The sequence below is a fragment of the Thermostichus sp. OS-CIW-32 genome, assembly GCF_054060415.1.
Map to the genome: position 1 here is coordinate 424,053 of NZ_JBSSDD010000001.1, position 15,936 is coordinate 439,988.

Sequence of the window (15,936 nt, forward strand, 5' to 3'; positions counted from 1 at the left end):
TTCATCCGCTTTAAATCACTATGAGTCCCAGTTTGCAAGCTGCTCAAACTCAAGCGCGAGTGCCCACCGAGACCATCCTGACGCCGCGCTTCTACACCACCGATTTCGAGGCCATCGGCAAAATGGGCTTAGGGGATCGAGAGGCCGATTTCCGGGCCATCCTGCAGGAGTTTCGCGCCGACTACAACCGCCATCACTTCGTCCGGGGTGAGGAGTTCAACCAAGACTGGGAAAGCCGCCTGGATCCGCAGGCGCGCCGGTTGTTTGTGGAGTTCTTGGAGCGCTCCTGTACAGCCGAGTTCTCCGGTTTTCTCCTCTACAAGGAGCTGTCGCGCAAGCTAAAAGAGACCAACCCCGTTTTGGCCGAGTGCTTTGCCCTGATGAGCCGCGATGAGGCCCGCCATGCCGGCTTTCTGAACCGCGCTATGGGCGACTTCAACATGGCCTTCGACCTGAGCTTTCTCACTAAGCACAAGTCTTACACCTATTTCGCGCCGCGTTTCATCTTCTATGCCACCTATCTCTCGGAGAAGATTGGCTACTGGCGCTACATTCTCATCTACCGCCACCTGGAGGCCCACCCCGAGGATCGCGTTTACCCGATCTTCAACTTCTTCAAGAACTGGTGCCAGGACGAGAACCGCCACGGCGATTTCTTTGCGCTCATGCTCCTAAGCCAGCCGCGGCTGCTCAAGGGATGGGTGGCCAAGCTGTGGTGCCGTTTCTTCTTGCTGTCGGTGTTCGCCACTATGTACCTCAACGATGTGGGAGAGCGCCCGGATTTCTACCGCCTCATCGGGCTGGATCCCCATACTTATGACATGGAGGTAATCTACAAGACCAACCGCGAGGCGGCCAAGGTGTTCCCGGTGGTGTTGGATGTGGAAAACCCTGAGTTTGTGCGGCGGCTGCAAAAGTGCGTGGCCAACAACGCTAAGCTGAGGGAGATTGCCCGGGGATCCGGCCCCTTCAAGGGTTTGCGCAAGCTGCCCCTCTACCTGAATAACTTCTATCAGTTTTTGCGGCTGTTCCTCCTGAAACCTCGGAAAGCTGGCTTCTACCTGTGGGAGCAGCCGGAGCCCCGTTTTGAAGGAACGGCTGTTTCTGCTTGAGCCGTCTTGCCCTCAGCTTGGTACCCGTACAGCCTCATAGGTCAGCCATGAACATTGCCGCTGAGATTACGCCGCTCTTTTTGCTGGGAACGCTGGCCTTTTTGGGTTGGGGCTTCTGGAGAGCCCGTCGGCGGGGATCCTTAGCCGTTTGGGTGTGGTTACAGGGATCCCTGCTCCTGTTGCCGTGGGTGGTTTTCCTGGGGCTGCTGCTGCTGGGGATCTACCTCAATTTTGCAGGCTTCCTGGTGTTGCTGTTGGTCTTTACAGGGCTTTACATTGCTGTGGGGCGCAAGACCCGCCAGTTGGCCCAGCAGGAGCTGCAGGCCCGTCGCGAGCAGTTGGCTCGTCTGGAAGAGCAGGGGGAAGCCCCTTCGGCAGGGGAGGCGCCTTTGGAAGCGTCTGCGGTTCTGCAGCGGATCTCGGCTGAGGATCTGCAGGCCATTCAGTCTATTTTCGGCCTCGATACCTTTTTCGTCACCGAGACCGTCCCCTATGGGGAAGGGGCGATTTTTAAGGGCAACCTGCGCCAGGAGGCGGAGGTGGTGGTACCCCTGCTGGTGGAGAAGCTCAAAGAGCAGGTGGGCAGTCGCTACCAGCTCTTTTTGGTGGAGGATCCGGCGGAAAAGCCGGCGGTGGTGGTCTTGCCGGATCCCATCGTCAATTACCGCGCTTCCGTGGGGGCGCAGATCCTGGCGGGGGCGTTGCTGGTCTTCAGCTTCGTCGCCACGTTGGAGGTGGGGGCCAATCTCTTGGGCTTCCGGCTGTTGGATGCGCCGGGGCGCTGGGTGGAAGCCCTGCCGGTGGCAGCCGGGATCTTCGCCATCTTGCTGGTGCACGAGACCGGACACCGCTGGATGGCGGGCAAGTACGGCGTGCGCCTCAGCCCTGCTTTTGTTATCCCCAGCTTGGGGATCGGCACGCTGGGATCCCTGAACCGCATCCAATCGCCGGTGCCCAGCCGCAAGGCCCTCTTCGACATTGCCTTTGCCGGCCCGGCAGCGAGCGGGATCCTGTCGCTGCTGGTGCTCTTGGCTGGCCTGAAGCTCTCCGGCTCCGAGGGTCTGTATGTGCCCACGGAGATCTTCCGCAGCTCCATCCTGGTAGGCACCCTAGCGCGGCTGGTGCTGGGATCCCAGTTGCAGGCGGAGCTGGTTCCCATTCATCCTTTTGTTGCCGTGGGCTGGATTGGCCTGGCAATCACCGCCTTGAGCCTGCTGCCGGCAGGGCAGCTGGACGGGGGTCGCATTGTGCAGGCGGTGTACGGGCGGAAGACGGCGGCCCGCGCCACCTTCATCACCCTGATTGCCTTGGCGGTGGCGGCCATCAGCAACGTCTTGGCCCTCTACTGGGCGCTGCTGATCCTGTTCATCGCCCGCGAGCCAGAGCGTCCACCGCAGGATGAGATTACTGAAACCGACGGTCAGCGGGATGCTTTGGCATTGCTGGCCCTCTTTTTGATGGTCATGACCCTGTTGCCGATTGCTCCGGCCTTGGCGGGCTTTCTCAATTTCCCCAACGGCTGATGGGGTAGAGGCCCAGGATCCGCCGGCGAGAGGAGCTCACTGTGTCTGGACCGGGGAAAGGCTTTGGCCTAGGCAGAGCTGGAAAGGACAGAGGAGAGCACCTGCAGCGTCTGTTGGCCCAAGCCGTTCGCCATCACCAGGCAGGGCAATGGCCACAGGCTGTCTCACTTTACCAGCAGGTGCTGCAAGCCCAGCCCACCCACCCCGAGGCACTGCACCTCTTGGGGGTCTGTCGGCAGCAACAGGGATCCCTGGACGACGCGATTGCCCTGATCCGGCAGGCCCTTGCCCACCAGCCCTGGTTTCCCGACGCCCACTTTAATTTGGGAATTGTTCTCAAGCAGGCGGGGCAGCTGGCGGAGGCGAAAACTCACCTGCAACTGGCCCTAGAGCAGGGGGGGCCGGACGCGGAAGTTTTGTACCAGCTGGGGCTGGTGCTGCGGCAGCAGGGGGATTTGGAGGCGGCCCTTGTCCCCTTGGGACAGGCCCTGGAGCTGCAGCCGGACTTTGCCGATGCCGCCTACACCCTGGCCATCCTGCTGCGGGATTGTGGCCGAGAGGAGGAAGCGGCGGAGCTGTTCTACCAACTCTGGCAAGCGGATCCCGCCGACTTGGCCGCGGCCCTGGGCTGGTGTGTTAGCCAGTTGCCCTTGCTGTACGCCTCGGCAGACCAAGTTTCCGTGGCTCGGGAGCGCTACTGCCAAGCCCTACAACAGGTGAAGGGCCGCTGGGAACACCTGCCGCGGGATCCCGAAACCCTGGAGCGAGCAGCTGCCGGGATCGGCTCCGTCCAGCCCTTCTTTTTGCCCTACCAAGGCCAGAACGACCGCGATCTGCAGCAGCTCTACGGATCCTTGGTGAGGGACGTGATGGCGGCCCGCTATCCCCAGCCCTCCGTCCTCTGGCAGCGACATCCTGGCCGAGTGCGGGTGGGCATTGTCTCCGGCCTGTTTCGGGATCACTCCGTTTGGAAGATCCTGACTCGCGGCTGGGTAGAAGCCCTGGATCGTGCTCAAGTGGCCCTCTACGGCTTCCACACCTCGGTCATCCAAGATGAGGTCACGTGCTCCCTGCCCCCTCGTTTTGAGCACTTTGTGGCCGGATCCCGCAGCATAGAAGAATGGCAAGCGGCTATTCGAGAGGCACAGCTGGATGTGCTCCTCTACCCGGAAGTGGGCATTGACCCGGTCTGTGCCCAACTGGCCGCCCTCCGCTTGGCGCCGGTACAGGCGATGGCCTGGGGCCACCCGCAAACTTCTGGCCTGCCGACAATAGACGTTTTCCTCAGCAGCGAGCTGATGGAGCCGCCGGACGGGGCCGGCCATTACACCGAGCAGCTCCTGCCCCTGCCTGGCATCGGCACCTACTATGTTCCCCTAGAAGTTGACCCCGCCCCTGTGGACTGGCAAGCTTGGGGGGTGGATCCCGACAGGGTGCTTTACCTCTGCGCCCAATCCCTATTCAAGTACTTACCTCAGTACGACGAGGTGTTCCCCCGCATCGCCCGGGAAGTGGGGAAGTGTCAATTTCTATTTTTGCGGGGCCGCCTCTCCCAAGGGATCCGCGAGCGCTTTTGGCAGCGGCTGCGACGAGCCTTTCAGGCCTATGACCTGGCCGCTGAAGAGTATGTGGTGCTCTTACCAGAACTCTCCCCCGCAGAATATGCGGCCTACAATGCCCTGGGGGATATTTACCTGGATAGCCTCGGCTGGTCAGGGGGCAACACCACCCTGGAAGCCCTGCCCCACGGCCTGCCCATCGTCACCTTGCCCGGATCCCTGCTGCGGGGCCGCCACACCTACGCCATCCTGCAGCAGATGGGGATCCTGGATACCATCGCCCACACCCTCGATGAATACGTCCAGATTGCCAGTCAGTTGGGCTTGGATCCAGAGTGGCGAGAGCAAATGGGCCAGCAGGTGAAAGCACGTCAAGATCGCGTCTACCGGGATCCCGCGCCGATCCGCGCTCTGGAAGAGTGGTTGCGAAGCCTGAAGACCTGAGGGGGCAGTTTGGGTGAAAGGATAAACGGGCGAGTGTTGTCCTCTTGAAGGGATCCCGGACAGATGGCAGGATAGGCGGGGTTGTCTTGCCGGGCTTTGCCCATGTCTTCTGAGTCTGCTCCCGGTCAGTTCCCCAGGCCGGAAAACGCCCCCGACAACTTGCCCTCCCTTTCAACGCGCCTGAAAGAGATTGCCGTGGTATTCCTGCGGCTGGGATCCCTGGGTTTCGGCGGCCCCCAAGCCCACATCGCCATGCAACACGATGAGGCGGTGATCCGGCGGGGCTGGATGAGCCAGGAACAATTTACCGAAGGGGTGGGCCTATGTGAAATGTTGCCAGGGCCAGCTTCTACCCAGATGGGGATCTATGTCGGCTATATGCGGGCAGGCTGGTTGGGGGCGGTGCTGGCGGGGATTTGCTTCATTGCCCCTGCTTTTGTGATCGAGGTGATTTTTTCTTGGCTTTACTTTCGCTTTCAGGGGGTGCCGCAGCTAGAGGGGATGTTTTTTGGGGTGGCCCCGGTGGTGATCGCCATTATCCTGGCCTTTTGCTGGAAACTGGGCCGTAAAGCTGTGAAGGATTGGAGCCGGGGGCTGATCGCGGTGGCGGCCTTTGCCCTGCTGCTGATTGGGGGGGTGAATATCCTGTTGCTGTTCGGGCTGGCGGCTCTGGTGGGGCTGCTGCTGTATGGGCCCAAAAAAGGCCCACTATCGGGGATCCCGATTTTACTCCCTTGGCCAGTATTGACGTTGGCCCAGACGGTAGTGGCCACGGTTCCACCGGAAACCCTTATCCTGAGCAGCTTTTGGGGTCTGGAGCGGATTGGTGCCTATTTCTGGCCTTTGACCTTGTTTTTCCTGAAAGTAGGCGGCACCATCTTCGGGGGAGGGCTGGTGATCATCCCCTTCATCGCCGACGAGGTGGTGGATCAGTTGGGCTGGTTGACGCCGACAGAGTTCTTGGATGGGGTGGCCATTGGGCAATTTACTCCTGGCCCGGTGGTGCTGACGGCAGCCTTTATCGGCTACAAGGTGGCAGGGGTGCTGGGGGCCCTGACGGCAACAGTGGCCATCTTTGCCCCTTCTTTTGCCTTTATTTTGCTGGCAGCTCCGGTTCTGTTGCGCATACGGCACAATGCTTGGGTGAAGGGATCCCTGCAGGCAATTACCCCAACGGCCCTGGGGGCTGTTGCTGCGGCTACAGTGCCCTTGGCCCAAAATGCGCTGCTACAACAAACAACTCCCGCTTCGCTGGTGGCTTTGGGGATCGGGGTAGCGGCCTTCATTGCCTTGATGCGCTTTCGCCAGCCCACTTGGCTGTTGGTGTTGATGGGAGGGGGGGCGGGTTTGCTGGCCCGAGGTCTGCTGGCCTAAAGGTTTTGCTCCCTGGCCCTGCTTTCTCCTTGGGGGTGAGGGAATGACCCTGATTCAGCCTGATGGCCACGGCACTAACTGGCTTGGGCCAGCCCTTCCTCAGAGGGATCCCTGCCTTCCAGGCGACAAAACAGTTGCCGCATGAGCAGCTCCCGTTGGCCAAGAGACAGGTGAGGGGCAAGGGTGCCGGGAAAGTGGGGCATGGCGAGGGTGACACGATCCAACAGGTCGGCGCGGCGATGTCTCTGTTGAATAGCCCAAGCCCGTTCCAGAAGGTTTTGGGCTGCTTCTGGCGCTAATCCCGCTTGCTCCGATAACCACGCTGCCAGTTGTTCCAAATCGGGGTCGAAGCGCAGCCGGTACATGTAGATCAACATGCCGATCCCGATCACCAAGCCCAAGCCACTGGCTACATAGGCGGCTTTGATGGAAGTTCCCGGCAGATAGGCCACCGCCGACACGCGCAAGATTTCGTAGGGGATGCGGATCAGGCTATAGCCGACAACATAGGTCCAAACCCAAGTGCCATCTTTGAGTTTGGGAAAGCGCCAGAACATTCCCATCAAGAGGGCAAATAGAAGCAGGTTGAGGACGCTTTCGTAAAAAAAGATGGGGTGAAAAAACTCAAATTGGCTGTATTCCGGCTCGCGGGCTTGGGGAGGAATGTACACCCGCAGCGGCCAAGGGCTGTCGGGAGGAATAGGGGCACCGTAGGCCTCAGAGTTGAAAAAGTTGCCCCAGCGCCCGATGGCTTGGCCCAAAATCAACCCCGGCGTGAGCACATCGGCGTACTTCCAGCCGTTGATCCCGGTGGTGCGGCAATAGAGGTAAAGGGCAAGCGCGCCGGCCAACACCCCACCGTGGATGATGAGACCCCCCTGCCAAATGGCAAAGGCCGAGAGGGGGTTGTCTTGGAACTCTGACCAGTGGGTGAGGACGTAGTAGAGGCGGGCGCCCAGAAACCCAGATATTACCAACCACAGGGCCAGTAGCTCCACTCGTTCACTGGCTTTGCCAGGCTCTTTCTCTAGATGACGAGATTCTGCCAACGCTTTGGTCAAGATCAAGCCGACCAACACGGCCACTGCCATCAATAGGCCATACCAGCGCAGGCCCAGCCCTCCCACCAGCGGGGTGCCGGGGGGAAAGCGGAAGACAAATTCTCCAGGTGAGCTGAAGGTAAGGCCCAACAGCCCTGCACTCCATAGGTTCATCGACAACACGCTCTGCACCCCAAAATTGCTCAACTCAGTTCCACCAGTCGGCTTTATCAACCTCACCCGCTTGGGTTAGCGGGACGGAGTCCCTTCCGGGCTCTTCTCCCCTATCCCCGGCAGCCATTCACAGGCTCCAACAGGGATCCATTCTCCCCGATCCTGAAGCAGCGCCAGTCCTCGTTCCCGGTTGACCCGATCCTACAGGCCCGTCACGGACAAGATTCCACCCTAGAGCCCATACCTTTACCAAAAAGCCAGGTCCAAAGCCCCGCCCTTCCAGGACGGCTTTTGCCCTGTTAGACCTGCGATAAGATACACCCACGCTGGTCGGAGATGCCAAACTCCTCAAGGCCACTCCAGCGCAGTACCAAGCCTTGGATGACGGAGTACACCGGCCAAGTGGTGGGGCTAGATGGGGGCGACAGCAGTGGGCAAGCTGTGCCGTGTCTCCAGTCTTTGCGTTGTACCGAAAGGAGATGGAGGATGTCAACTGGACAGGGGTGTGGATCCCGGATGGGTTGCAGTTGGTATCCATTGCTCCTGAGGCCAAGGCGGTGATGCAACACTGTTATGGCGGCTACACCACCAACCTGACTCTGGAGGAGTTCATCCGCCCCGAAAACTACCTGGTTCATACCCTGGAAGGACAACCGCTCCCGGTAGGGCCGGTGCGCACTTTGATCCCTCACCCATATGCCTGGAGTTTCCCCCCTAAGATCAGCTGGGCTTTTGGGGGAGCAACGGCTACTACATGGGCGGTGAACCCTGGGCCGAAGAACGCTACAGCAATCTATAGAGGCTCTGAAATTTTGCGCTCCTTTAGCAGGGATCCCTCGAAGTTCTTTGCCGCTATCTGCCGTTTTGGCCGCAAACTGAAGAGAGCACCTTGGTTGCCGTTGCTGCGAACGCCTGAGGTGCCTGTGTCTTTAGATCTCAAAGAAAGCTTAAATAGCAAAGCTCAAAAGATCCATTGGACTCCATTCCGCTTACGCAAACACTAGAAATCATGGGATCCCGTTCACCGCGTCCAGCCCGGCCCATCCGTTCCGGCCGCTATCCGGCCAAAGAGCTGTGCAGCCAGTGCGGCCTCTGCGATACCCGCTACGTGGCCCACGTCAAAGAAGCCTGTGCCTTCTTGGACCAGCAACTGACCCAGTTGGAAGAACAGACCCACGGGCGATCCCGGGAATCGCTGCGCTCAGGATCCCTCGCCGTCACCGATACCGATTACTTCGGTGTCTACGAGGCAATGTTTACGGCCCGCAAACGGGATCCGATCCCGGGGGCCCAGTGGACGGGCATTGTCAGCAGCATTGGCATGAAGGCCCTCACCACTGGCTTGGTGGAAGGGGTGGTGTGCGTGCAGGCGGATGAGCGGGATCGCTTTCAGCCACGGCCCATCCTGGCCCGTACCCCCGAAGCGGTCTGGGCGGCGCGAGTTAACAAGCCAACTCTTTCTCCCAACTTGTCTGTGTTGGAGCAGGTGGAGCAAAGCGGCCTCAAGCGCCTATTGGTAATCGGGGTGGGCTGCCAAATTCAGGCTTTGCGGGCGGTGGAAAAAAAACTGGGCCTGGAGAAGCTGTACGTGTTGGGCACGCCCTGTGTGGACAATGTCAGCCGTGCCGGGCTGCAAAAGTTTCTAGAAACCACCAGCCGCTCCCCACAGACGGTGGTGCACTACGAGTTTATGCAAGACTTCCACATCCACTTCAAACACGAAGATGGCTCGGTGGAAAAGGTGCCCTTCTTCGGCCTCAAGACCAAAGAACTCAAGGACGTGTTTGCCCCCTCCTGCCTCAGTTGTTTTGACTATGTGAATGCTCTGGCAGATCTGGTGGTGGGCTACATGGGATCCCCCTTGGGCTGGCAGTGGCTGCTGGTGCGCAATCAGCGGGGGCAAGAGCTGTTGGACTTAGTCTGGGAGGAGCTGGAAACCCAACCGGTGATCTCGCAGGGATCCCGGAGGGCGGCAGTGCAGCAGGGGATCCCTGCCTACGACCAAGCCCTGAGTTTGCCAATGTGGCTGGCTCGCCTCTTGGGGGCGGCAATCCAGCGCTTTGGGCCGCGCGGCCTGGAATATGCCCGCTTCTCCATCGATTCCCACTTCACCCGCAACTACCTCTACGTGCGCCGCCACTATCCCCAGAAGTTGGAGCAGCACGTGCCCCCCTTTGCCCGGCGGATTGTGGAGCAGTACCAACTCCCGCAAGACTGAGGCTCAGCAGTAGCGGATCCCGGCTTCCGCCCAGCGATCGATAGCCTGACCTATGCGCTCGCAATCGGCAATTAGGCTAATCCGCACGTAGCCCTCTCCTCCCTCTCCAAAAGCGCTGCCGGGGGTTACGACCACGCCTGTAGATTCCAGCACCCGCAGGGCAAACTCCGTCGATCCCTCAGGGGTGCCGTCGGCAGCGCGGGGGGTAGGGATCCAGAGATACATCGTCGCCCGTGGCGGCTCGATCCGCCAGCCCAACTCCGCTAGGCGGCCGATCAGATAGTCGCGCCGGCGGCGGTAGCGCTCTTGTACCTGCTCCAGGTAGCTATCCGGCAGGCGCAGGGCAGTTTCGGCGGCCTTTTGGATGGCGGCAAAAATGCCGTAGTCGAGATTGGTTTTCAGGGTGCGCAAGCTCTGGATGATCTGGCGATTGCCCACCACAAATCCCACCCGCCAGCCGGCCATGTTGTAGGTTTTGGAGAGGGTGTGGAACTCCACTGCCAAGTCCTTGGCGCCTGGGATCTGCAGCAGGCTGGTGGGCCGGTAGCCGTCAAAAGCCAACTCGGCATAGCACAGGTCGTGCACCAGGATGAGATCGTAGCGGCGGGCAAACTCCACCACTTCCTCAAAAAAAGAGCGGGGCGCCACCGCAGCCGTTGGGTTGTTGGGGTAGTTAAAGTAGAGCACCCGCGCTTGCTGAGCCACTTCCGGCGGTATTTCTTGCAGATCGATCAACCACCCCTTCTGCGGGCGCAGCATCATCGGGTAGATCTGCCCGCCGGCAATCATGGGGCCGCGAAAATGGGCTGGATAGGCAGGGCTGGGCACCAACACCAGATCTCCGGGATCCACATAGGCCAGAGCCAGGTGGGTCAGCCCCTCTTTGGATCCCAGCAAAGGCAGCGCCTCTCCATTGGGATCCAGCTCCACCCCGTAGCGGCGCCAGTACCAATCCGTGATCGCCTGGCGGAAGCTGGCCGTGCCCTCAAAGGGCGGGTAGCCGTGGTGGGCGGGATCCGCAATGGCCGCCTGCGCCGCCTCCACCACCGGCTGTGGGGTGGGACCATCGGGGTTGCCCATGCCCAGATCGATCAAATCCAACCCCTGCTGGCGGGCGCGGGCCTTCAGCTCATCCAAGCGGGCGAAGACATAGGCGGGCAGCTTGTTCAGCCGCTGGGCGGGAACGAGAGCGCGGTTCATGGCAAGAATGGGGAAGGGGCACAGCCGGTGCCTGATGGGAGGATAGGTACCTAACTTACCGCCAGACCTGCATCCAAAGCAATGATCGAGATTGGCGGCTTTGGGCATCCGGGATCCCGAACAGCTAGGATAGATATCCCAAGTTATCGACGAGCCAACAGTGCCCCTACCTCTTGTGGCCATTGTGGGCCGCCCCAACGTGGGCAAATCCACCCTCGTCAACCGCATGGCGGGGGTGCGTTCGGCCATTGTGCACGATGAGCCCGGCGTGACCCGGGATCGCCTGTACCAGGAGGTGGAGTGGAACGGGCGCCGCTTGCGGGTGGTGGACACCGGCGGCCTGGTTTTTGGCGACGACAGCGAATTTCTGCCCCACATTCGCCAGCAAGCGATGGCAGCCATGGCCGAGGCGCAGGCCGTGATCTTCGTGGTGGATGGCCGAGAGGGACTGACACCCGCCGATGTAGAAGTGGCCGATTGGCTGCGCAAACAACCCCTGCCGGTGGTGGTGGCCGTAAACAAGTGCGAGTCGGGGCAGATGGGCCTGGCTCAGGCAGCAGCCTTTTGGGAGCTGGGGCTGGGGGATCCGATCCCCTGTTCCGGCATCCATGGCAATGGGGTAGCCGAGCTGTTGGAGGCGGTCCTGGCTCACTTGCCCGAAGTGACCGAAGAAACGGTGGGTGAGCCGGATCCCATCGCCGTCTCGATTGTGGGACGGCCCAACGTCGGCAAATCCAGCCTGCTCAACCGCCTGGTAGGATCCGAGCGGGCCATCGTCAGCCCCATTTCCGGCACCACCCGCGATGCCATCGACACCGTGGTCACCTGGGAAGGGCAGCCCTATCGCCTCATCGATACCGCCGGCATCCGCAAAAAAAACCGCGTGCAGTACGGCATTGAGTTCTTCAGCATCAACCGGGCCTTCAAGGCCATCCAGCGCTCGGATGCAGTGCTGCTGGTGATCGATGCTTTGGAGGGGGTTACCGAACAGGATCAGAGGCTGGCCGGGCGCATCGAAGAAGAGGGCCGCGCCTGCGTTGTCGTCGTCAACAAGTGGGATGCAGTAGAAAACAAAGATACCCACACCATCAACGAGTTCACCCGCGAGATTCGCGACAGGCTTTACTTTATTGAATGGGCGCCGCTCCTGTTTGTCAGCGCCCTCACCGGGCAACGCACCCACAAAATCTTTGAGCAGGTGAATACCGTGGTGGCCGCCCACCGCAAACGGGTTCCCACCGCTGTGGTCAACGAAGTGCTCCAGGATGCTCTTGCCTGGCAATCGCCCCCCACCAACCGCCAGGGCAAGCAGGGCAGAATTTACTACGGCACCCAGGTGGCGGATCGGCCCCCCACCTTTGTTCTGTTTGTCAACGATCCCGATTTGTTTAAGGATAACTACCGCCGCTTCCTGGAAAAGCACTTCCGGCAAAACCTGGACTTTACCGGTACCCCCATTCGCTTTCTCTGGCGCGGCAAATCCGAGCGCTTGGTTGGGCGGGCGGTGCGAAAATTGGAGAGATCCCTGACCTCTCGTTAGGCCCTCTGGTCTACTGAAAGCCTATGGCTGTGGATCCCAACGTCAAAACCCTGGTTGACAACCGTCGCGCCCGCTTCGAGTACGACATCTTGGAGACCTATGAGGCCGGGATCCAACTGACCGGCACAGAGGTGAAATCGATACGAGCGGGCAAAGCCAACCTGCAAGACGCTTTTGCCCTCTTTCGGGATGGGGAAGCATGGCTGCACAATCTGCACATCTCCCCCCATGACACCGCCAGCAAAGTGTTTAACCACGACCCTACCCGCCGCCGCAAGTTGCTGCTGCACCGCCGCGAGATCGACCGCCTACGGGGCTTGGTGGAACAAAAGGGCCTGACCGTGGTTCCCCTCAAGCTGGTGCTCAACCGCGGCTGGATCAAAGCCCATCTGGGCGTGGCCCGCGGCAAAAAGCTCCACGACAAGCGGCAGGCAATCAAAGAGCGGCAAACCCAGCGGGAGATTCAGCGGGAACTGAAGGAACGATAAATTTCTCCCTGAGCCCCTGCTGGCTTCCACGTCGTTTGCCAAGCGCCTTTTTGTATTCTCAGATACAGCGATCTGCAGCGGGATCCCGATGATGGATGTAGTTCTTTGGCTTTGGATCCCTGTTCTGTTGGAGCTGCCTGTGAACTGGAATCTTACCCGCGCTTTTTCTCCCTTGAAAGGCTTGGCTGTTGGCCTATCGGTCGCCGCTTTACTGGGATCCACCCCCACAACAGCGCAAGAGACCTTCAAAGTGGGCATGGTGCTGGTGGGGCCGATGCAGGATGGCGGCTGGAGCCAGGCCCATGTGGAGGGCAGCGAATACGTCAAGGCCAAGTTGCCCGGTGTCGAGTTTGATTACCTGGATAAGGTGAACCCGGCGGATCGGCCCAATGTGCGCGCCTCCCAGGTGGCGGATGACATGATCGCCCGAGGGGCCAAGGTTATCATCTTTACTTCTGATGACCACAAAGACGATGCGATTGAAACGGCCCGCAAGCATCCCGAGATTGCGGTTATCCATGCTTCTGGGGACATGGCCTGGAAGGAGGGGAAAAATTACATCGATCTGCCCAACTTGGCCAACATCATGCCCCAGATGGAAGCGATGCGCATGGTGGCCGGATGTGCTGCAGCCCTGGGCTCCGAAACCGGCAAAATTGGCCTATTGGGACCTCTGATCAACGATGAAACCCGCCGTTACGCTGCTGCTGCTTACTTGGGGGCCAAATACTGCTGGGAAACTTACCGAGATCGTCCTGAAGAGTTGCAGTTCCGGGTGACCTGGATTGGCTTCTGGTTCAACATTCCAGGGGTTACTTTGGATCCAAGCAAGGTTGCCGATGACTTTTACAACAGCGGCTTTGATGTGGTGATGTCGGGGTTGGATACGCCGGAGGCGGCGGTACAAGGCAAGCGGGCTGCTGAGGCCGGAAAGCGAGTGCGCTACACCCACTACGGCCTGGCCAGCGGTTGTAACTTCGCGCCCGAAATTTGCCTGGGGGTTTCCTACTACAACTGGGGGCCAGGATACAAGCAATTGATCGAGGCAGCTCGCGCGGGCACCTTCGAGAGCCAATTCCTGCGTCCGCCCATCGACTGGTCGGATATCAACAACCCGGACACGTCTTCGGCAGGGTTCATCATGGGAGAAGCCCTGGAGCCAGAAGATAGGGCTAAGTTGGAGGAGTTCATCGCCGGCTTGGGGAATGGCAGCATTCAGCTCTTCAAGGGGCCGCTCAACTTTCAAGATGGCACGCCCTTCTTGGCTGAGGGAGATGTGGCCAGCGAGGTCGAGATTTGGTATCTGGGCCAGTTGCTAGAGGGCATGGAGGGAGCCAGCAACTAGCGGAAGGCGTTCTAGGCTCCGGGGAGGGGGAAGAAGCGGTCGGTGGCTTTCACCCGCTGACACCAGGCTCGGATCTGAGGAAAGGGCTTGAGGTCAAACCCGCCCTGCTCCGCCACATGGGTGTAGGTGAAAAGGGCGAGATCGGCGATGGTGTAGCGGTTGCCCACAAAAAATGCTTTCCCCTGCAGGTGGCCTTCCATGATCTCCAAGGCCTCTGTTCCAGATTTCAAGTTCTGGGCGATCATGTCAGCATGGGCCTCTGCTTGGCCGGCCCGCACCCAGAAGCGAGTGGTGGCGATGTAGCGGGCAATGCGGGTTTGTTCAAAAAGCAACCACTTCAAAATCTCGGCCCGTTCCAACTTGTTTTGGCCGTAGAGGGGGGTGTCTTCTGCCAGGTAGACCAAGATCGCGGCGGACTCGGCCAAGACCGTTCCATCTTCCAGTTCCAAAGCCGGGATCTGGCCCAGGGGGTTTTTGGCCAGGTACTCGGGGCGGCGGTTTTCTCCGGCCCTGGAGTTGACTTCAACCGTCTCATAGGGGATCCCCAATTGCTTGAGGAGCAATTCCACTTTGTAGCAATTTCCGGAGGTTGGGATCCCGTACAGTCGCAACATTGTGGTTAACCTCAGCCCAAAGCACCTTACAAAGAACTTCGTCCTAACAACGCCAACGGCAACCCAATCAACAAAAACCCTCTGTCCCTAACACTTTTTTAGCAGCTTTGTTCTTCCAACTCCTGCATCTGCCGGCGGTATTCCCGCCCAAAGGCTTGCAGCAACCCTTCTGCATGGGAAAGAGGCCCTGCTTCATAGGCACGGGATCCCACCCCTTGCTGGGTGAGCTCGCACAGGTGCCAATCCTGTCGATTGGTGCGATCCCACAATTCCACCACCTCGCTGGGATCAAAACCATCCAGCGCCAAGGTCTCCGGCTCAAACAGCCAATCGCAGACAACCCGCGTCCGGTCGGATCCCTGGGGCCACAGAGTGTGGGTCATGACATAGTCCGGCTGCAGGCTCAAGAATAGATTGGGCATAAGGGTGTAGTAGTAGGCCCGCCGTTGGTTCTCGCCTCGCACGGTGGAGATCAGGGGCAAGCTGCGTTGGCCACTCATGTTTAGGCTGGTCACATCTGGATTGAGCAACATGTAGCCGCCCAAAAAGGGGCCTTCCATCAAGTCGTTGCGACCACTGCGAGCCGGCGAAAGGCGGGCCAATTCTGGGTGAATGAGCGGGCAGTGGTAGCACTCAGAGTAGTTTTCAAACAGCAATTTCCAATTGGCTTGAACGTGGTATTCAATACGATGGCCTCGCCGCAGAGCGGACAGGTTCCACTCTCGGAAACGACCTTGCAATGGGGCAAAAACCTCATCGAAGGGCTGAGGATTGCGGCTGAGGTTGACCCAGACGAAGCCTTCCCATTCTGCCAAGGCAGCGGAGTGGAGGGGATAATCTTCACGGCGAAAGTCTTCCACCTCGTGCATCTGGGGAGCCGCCAACAATTGTCCATCCAGCCCATAGCGCCAGGCGTGGTAGGGGCAAGGGATCCCATCGGCAAAATGGCCTTGGAGCTCGCTGCAGAGTCGGGTTCCTCGATGGCGACAGTGGTTGAAGAAGGCATGGGCTTGCCCCTTGGGATCCCGTACCAGGATCAGGCTTTCTCTGAGCACCTGCACCTGCAAAAAGTCTCCGGGTTGGGCCAGATCGGCACTGCGCCCCACGCAGAACCACTGCCGATAAAAAATCCGCTCGATCTCCGCCTCAAAACGGCTGGAGGAGACGTAGTAGTGGCCCGGCAGGGTGCGGGCGCCGGGTTGAACCGTAGCGGGATAGAAAGCGGTCATAGCGCGGGGCAGCAAAGCAAGATGGGAAAAACTGCCGTTGAACTCCAAAGGCTTTGCTATCCAAGCTAACGCAGGG

The 15,936-nt window shown here is 59.8% G+C and carries 13 protein-coding genes; 9 read left to right on the forward strand and 4 right to left on the reverse strand.

Going from position 1 to position 15,936, the window contains the following annotated elements; translation table 11 throughout:
• The first annotated feature begins 20 nt into the window (after window positions 1-20).
• From acsF to chrA, 4 genes are all read left to right on the forward strand, one after another.
• A complete protein-coding gene (gene acsF, locus ACVWY8_RS01935) occupies window positions 21-1,112 on the forward strand; it encodes a magnesium-protoporphyrin IX monomethyl ester (oxidative) cyclase (RefSeq protein ID WP_457392115.1) in 1,092 nt (363 codons plus the stop codon).
• 47 nt (window positions 1,113-1,159) lie between these two features.
• Window positions 1,160-2,635 carry a site-2 protease family protein gene (locus ACVWY8_RS01940; protein WP_414350362.1) on the forward strand — a complete coding sequence of 492 codons (1,476 nt, stop codon included), beginning with the start codon at window positions 1,160-1,162 and terminating at the stop codon, window positions 2,633-2,635.
• 41 nt (window positions 2,636-2,676) lie between these two features.
• Complete coding sequence (locus ACVWY8_RS01945) at window positions 2,677-4,638, forward strand: O-linked N-acetylglucosamine transferase, SPINDLY family protein (protein ID WP_457392112.1); 1,962 nt, start codon at window positions 2,677-2,679, stop codon at window positions 4,636-4,638.
• Between the two features lie 102 nt (window positions 4,639-4,740).
• Window positions 4,741-6,012 (forward strand): chromate efflux transporter, encoded by a 1,272-nt coding sequence (chrA, locus tag ACVWY8_RS01950; protein ID WP_457392109.1) that lies wholly within the window; start codon window positions 4,741-4,743, stop codon window positions 6,010-6,012.
• Window positions 6,013-6,086: 74 nt separating this feature from the next.
• Here chrA and lgt read toward each other — a convergent pair whose 3' ends face one another.
• Entirely contained in the window at window positions 6,087-7,226 is a 1,140-nt protein-coding gene (lgt, locus tag ACVWY8_RS01955; protein WP_414350359.1) for a prolipoprotein diacylglyceryl transferase, read from the reverse strand.
• A 446-nt stretch (window positions 7,227-7,672) separates the two neighbouring features.
• Here lgt and ACVWY8_RS01960 point away from each other — a divergent pair, with 446 nt between their 5' ends.
• Both ACVWY8_RS01960 and ACVWY8_RS01965 read left to right on the forward strand, forming a co-directional pair.
• A complete protein-coding gene (locus ACVWY8_RS01960) occupies window positions 7,673-8,230 on the forward strand; it encodes a molybdopterin-dependent oxidoreductase (RefSeq protein WP_414406991.1) in 558 nt (185 codons plus the stop codon).
• Between the two features lie 5 nt (window positions 8,231-8,235).
• Window positions 8,236-9,444, forward strand: coding sequence for a Coenzyme F420 hydrogenase/dehydrogenase, beta subunit C-terminal domain (locus tag ACVWY8_RS01965; RefSeq protein WP_457392103.1), 1,209 nt, complete (start codon window positions 8,236-8,238; stop codon window positions 9,442-9,444).
• A gap of 3 nt (window positions 9,445-9,447) precedes the next feature.
• Here the strand turns inward: ACVWY8_RS01965 and ACVWY8_RS01970 are convergent, their stop codons facing one another.
• Window positions 9,448-10,644, reverse strand: coding sequence for an aspartate aminotransferase (locus ACVWY8_RS01970; protein WP_414415961.1), 1,197 nt, complete (start codon window positions 10,642-10,644; stop codon window positions 9,448-9,450).
• A 160-nt stretch (window positions 10,645-10,804) separates the two neighbouring features.
• On the opposite strand from ACVWY8_RS01970, the gene der reads away from it, so the two are divergent.
• From der to ACVWY8_RS01985, 3 genes are all read left to right on the forward strand, one after another.
• Window positions 10,805-12,184 (forward strand): ribosome biogenesis GTPase Der, encoded by a 1,380-nt coding sequence (der, locus tag ACVWY8_RS01975; protein ID WP_414356313.1) that lies wholly within the window; start codon window positions 10,805-10,807, stop codon window positions 12,182-12,184.
• A 23-nt stretch (window positions 12,185-12,207) separates the two neighbouring features.
• Window positions 12,208-12,672: an SsrA-binding protein SmpB gene (gene smpB / locus ACVWY8_RS01980; RefSeq protein ID WP_011432891.1), complete on the forward strand. Its 465-nt coding sequence runs from the start codon at window positions 12,208-12,210 to the stop codon at window positions 12,670-12,672.
• Window positions 12,673-12,760: 88 nt separating this feature from the next.
• Window positions 12,761-14,017, forward strand: coding sequence for a BMP family lipoprotein (locus ACVWY8_RS01985; RefSeq protein WP_457392100.1), 1,257 nt, complete (start codon window positions 12,761-12,763; stop codon window positions 14,015-14,017).
• A gap of 11 nt (window positions 14,018-14,028) precedes the next feature.
• Here ACVWY8_RS01985 and ACVWY8_RS01990 read toward each other — a convergent pair whose 3' ends face one another.
• Together ACVWY8_RS01990 and ACVWY8_RS01995 are read right to left on the reverse strand one after the other, a co-directional pair.
• On the reverse strand, window positions 14,029-14,631 hold the full coding sequence (locus ACVWY8_RS01990) for a glutathione S-transferase family protein (protein WP_414418774.1): 603 nt from the start codon (window positions 14,629-14,631) through the stop codon (window positions 14,029-14,031).
• 98 nt (window positions 14,632-14,729) lie between these two features.
• The gene (locus ACVWY8_RS01995; RefSeq protein ID WP_414409420.1) at window positions 14,730-15,860 is read right to left on the reverse strand and encodes an aromatic ring-hydroxylating oxygenase subunit alpha; all 1,131 of its coding nucleotides are present in this window, start codon (window positions 15,858-15,860) and stop codon (window positions 14,730-14,732) included.
• Between the last annotated feature and the right edge of the window lie 76 nt (window positions 15,861-15,936).

Bases quoted from the DNA above. Each gene is read 5' to 3' on its own strand.
- acsF (WP_457392115.1), top strand. From the start codon at position 21: ATGAGTCCCAGTTTGCAAGCTGCTCAAACTCAAGCGCGAGTGCCCACC.
- ACVWY8_RS01940 (WP_414350362.1), top strand. From the start codon at position 1,160: ATGAACATTGCCGCTGAGATTACGCCGCTCTTTTTGCTGGGAACGCTG.
- chrA (WP_457392109.1), top strand. From the start codon at position 4,741: ATGTCTTCTGAGTCTGCTCCCGGTCAGTTCCCCAGGCCGGAAAACGCC.
- lgt (WP_414350359.1), bottom strand. From the start codon at position 7,226: ATGAACCTATGGAGTGCAGGGCTGTTGGGCCTTACCTTCAGCTCACCT.
- ACVWY8_RS01965 (WP_457392103.1), top strand. From the start codon at position 8,236: ATGGGATCCCGTTCACCGCGTCCAGCCCGGCCCATCCGTTCCGGCCGC.
- ACVWY8_RS01970 (WP_414415961.1), bottom strand. From the start codon at position 10,644: ATGAACCGCGCTCTCGTTCCCGCCCAGCGGCTGAACAAGCTGCCCGCC.
- smpB (WP_011432891.1), top strand. From the start codon at position 12,208: ATGGCTGTGGATCCCAACGTCAAAACCCTGGTTGACAACCGTCGCGCC.
- ACVWY8_RS01985 (WP_457392100.1), top strand. From the start codon at position 12,761: ATGATGGATGTAGTTCTTTGGCTTTGGATCCCTGTTCTGTTGGAGCTG.
- ACVWY8_RS01990 (WP_414418774.1), bottom strand. From the start codon at position 14,631: ATGTTGCGACTGTACGGGATCCCAACCTCCGGAAATTGCTACAAAGTG.
- ACVWY8_RS01995 (WP_414409420.1), bottom strand. From the start codon at position 15,860: ATGACCGCTTTCTATCCCGCTACGGTTCAACCCGGCGCCCGCACCCTG.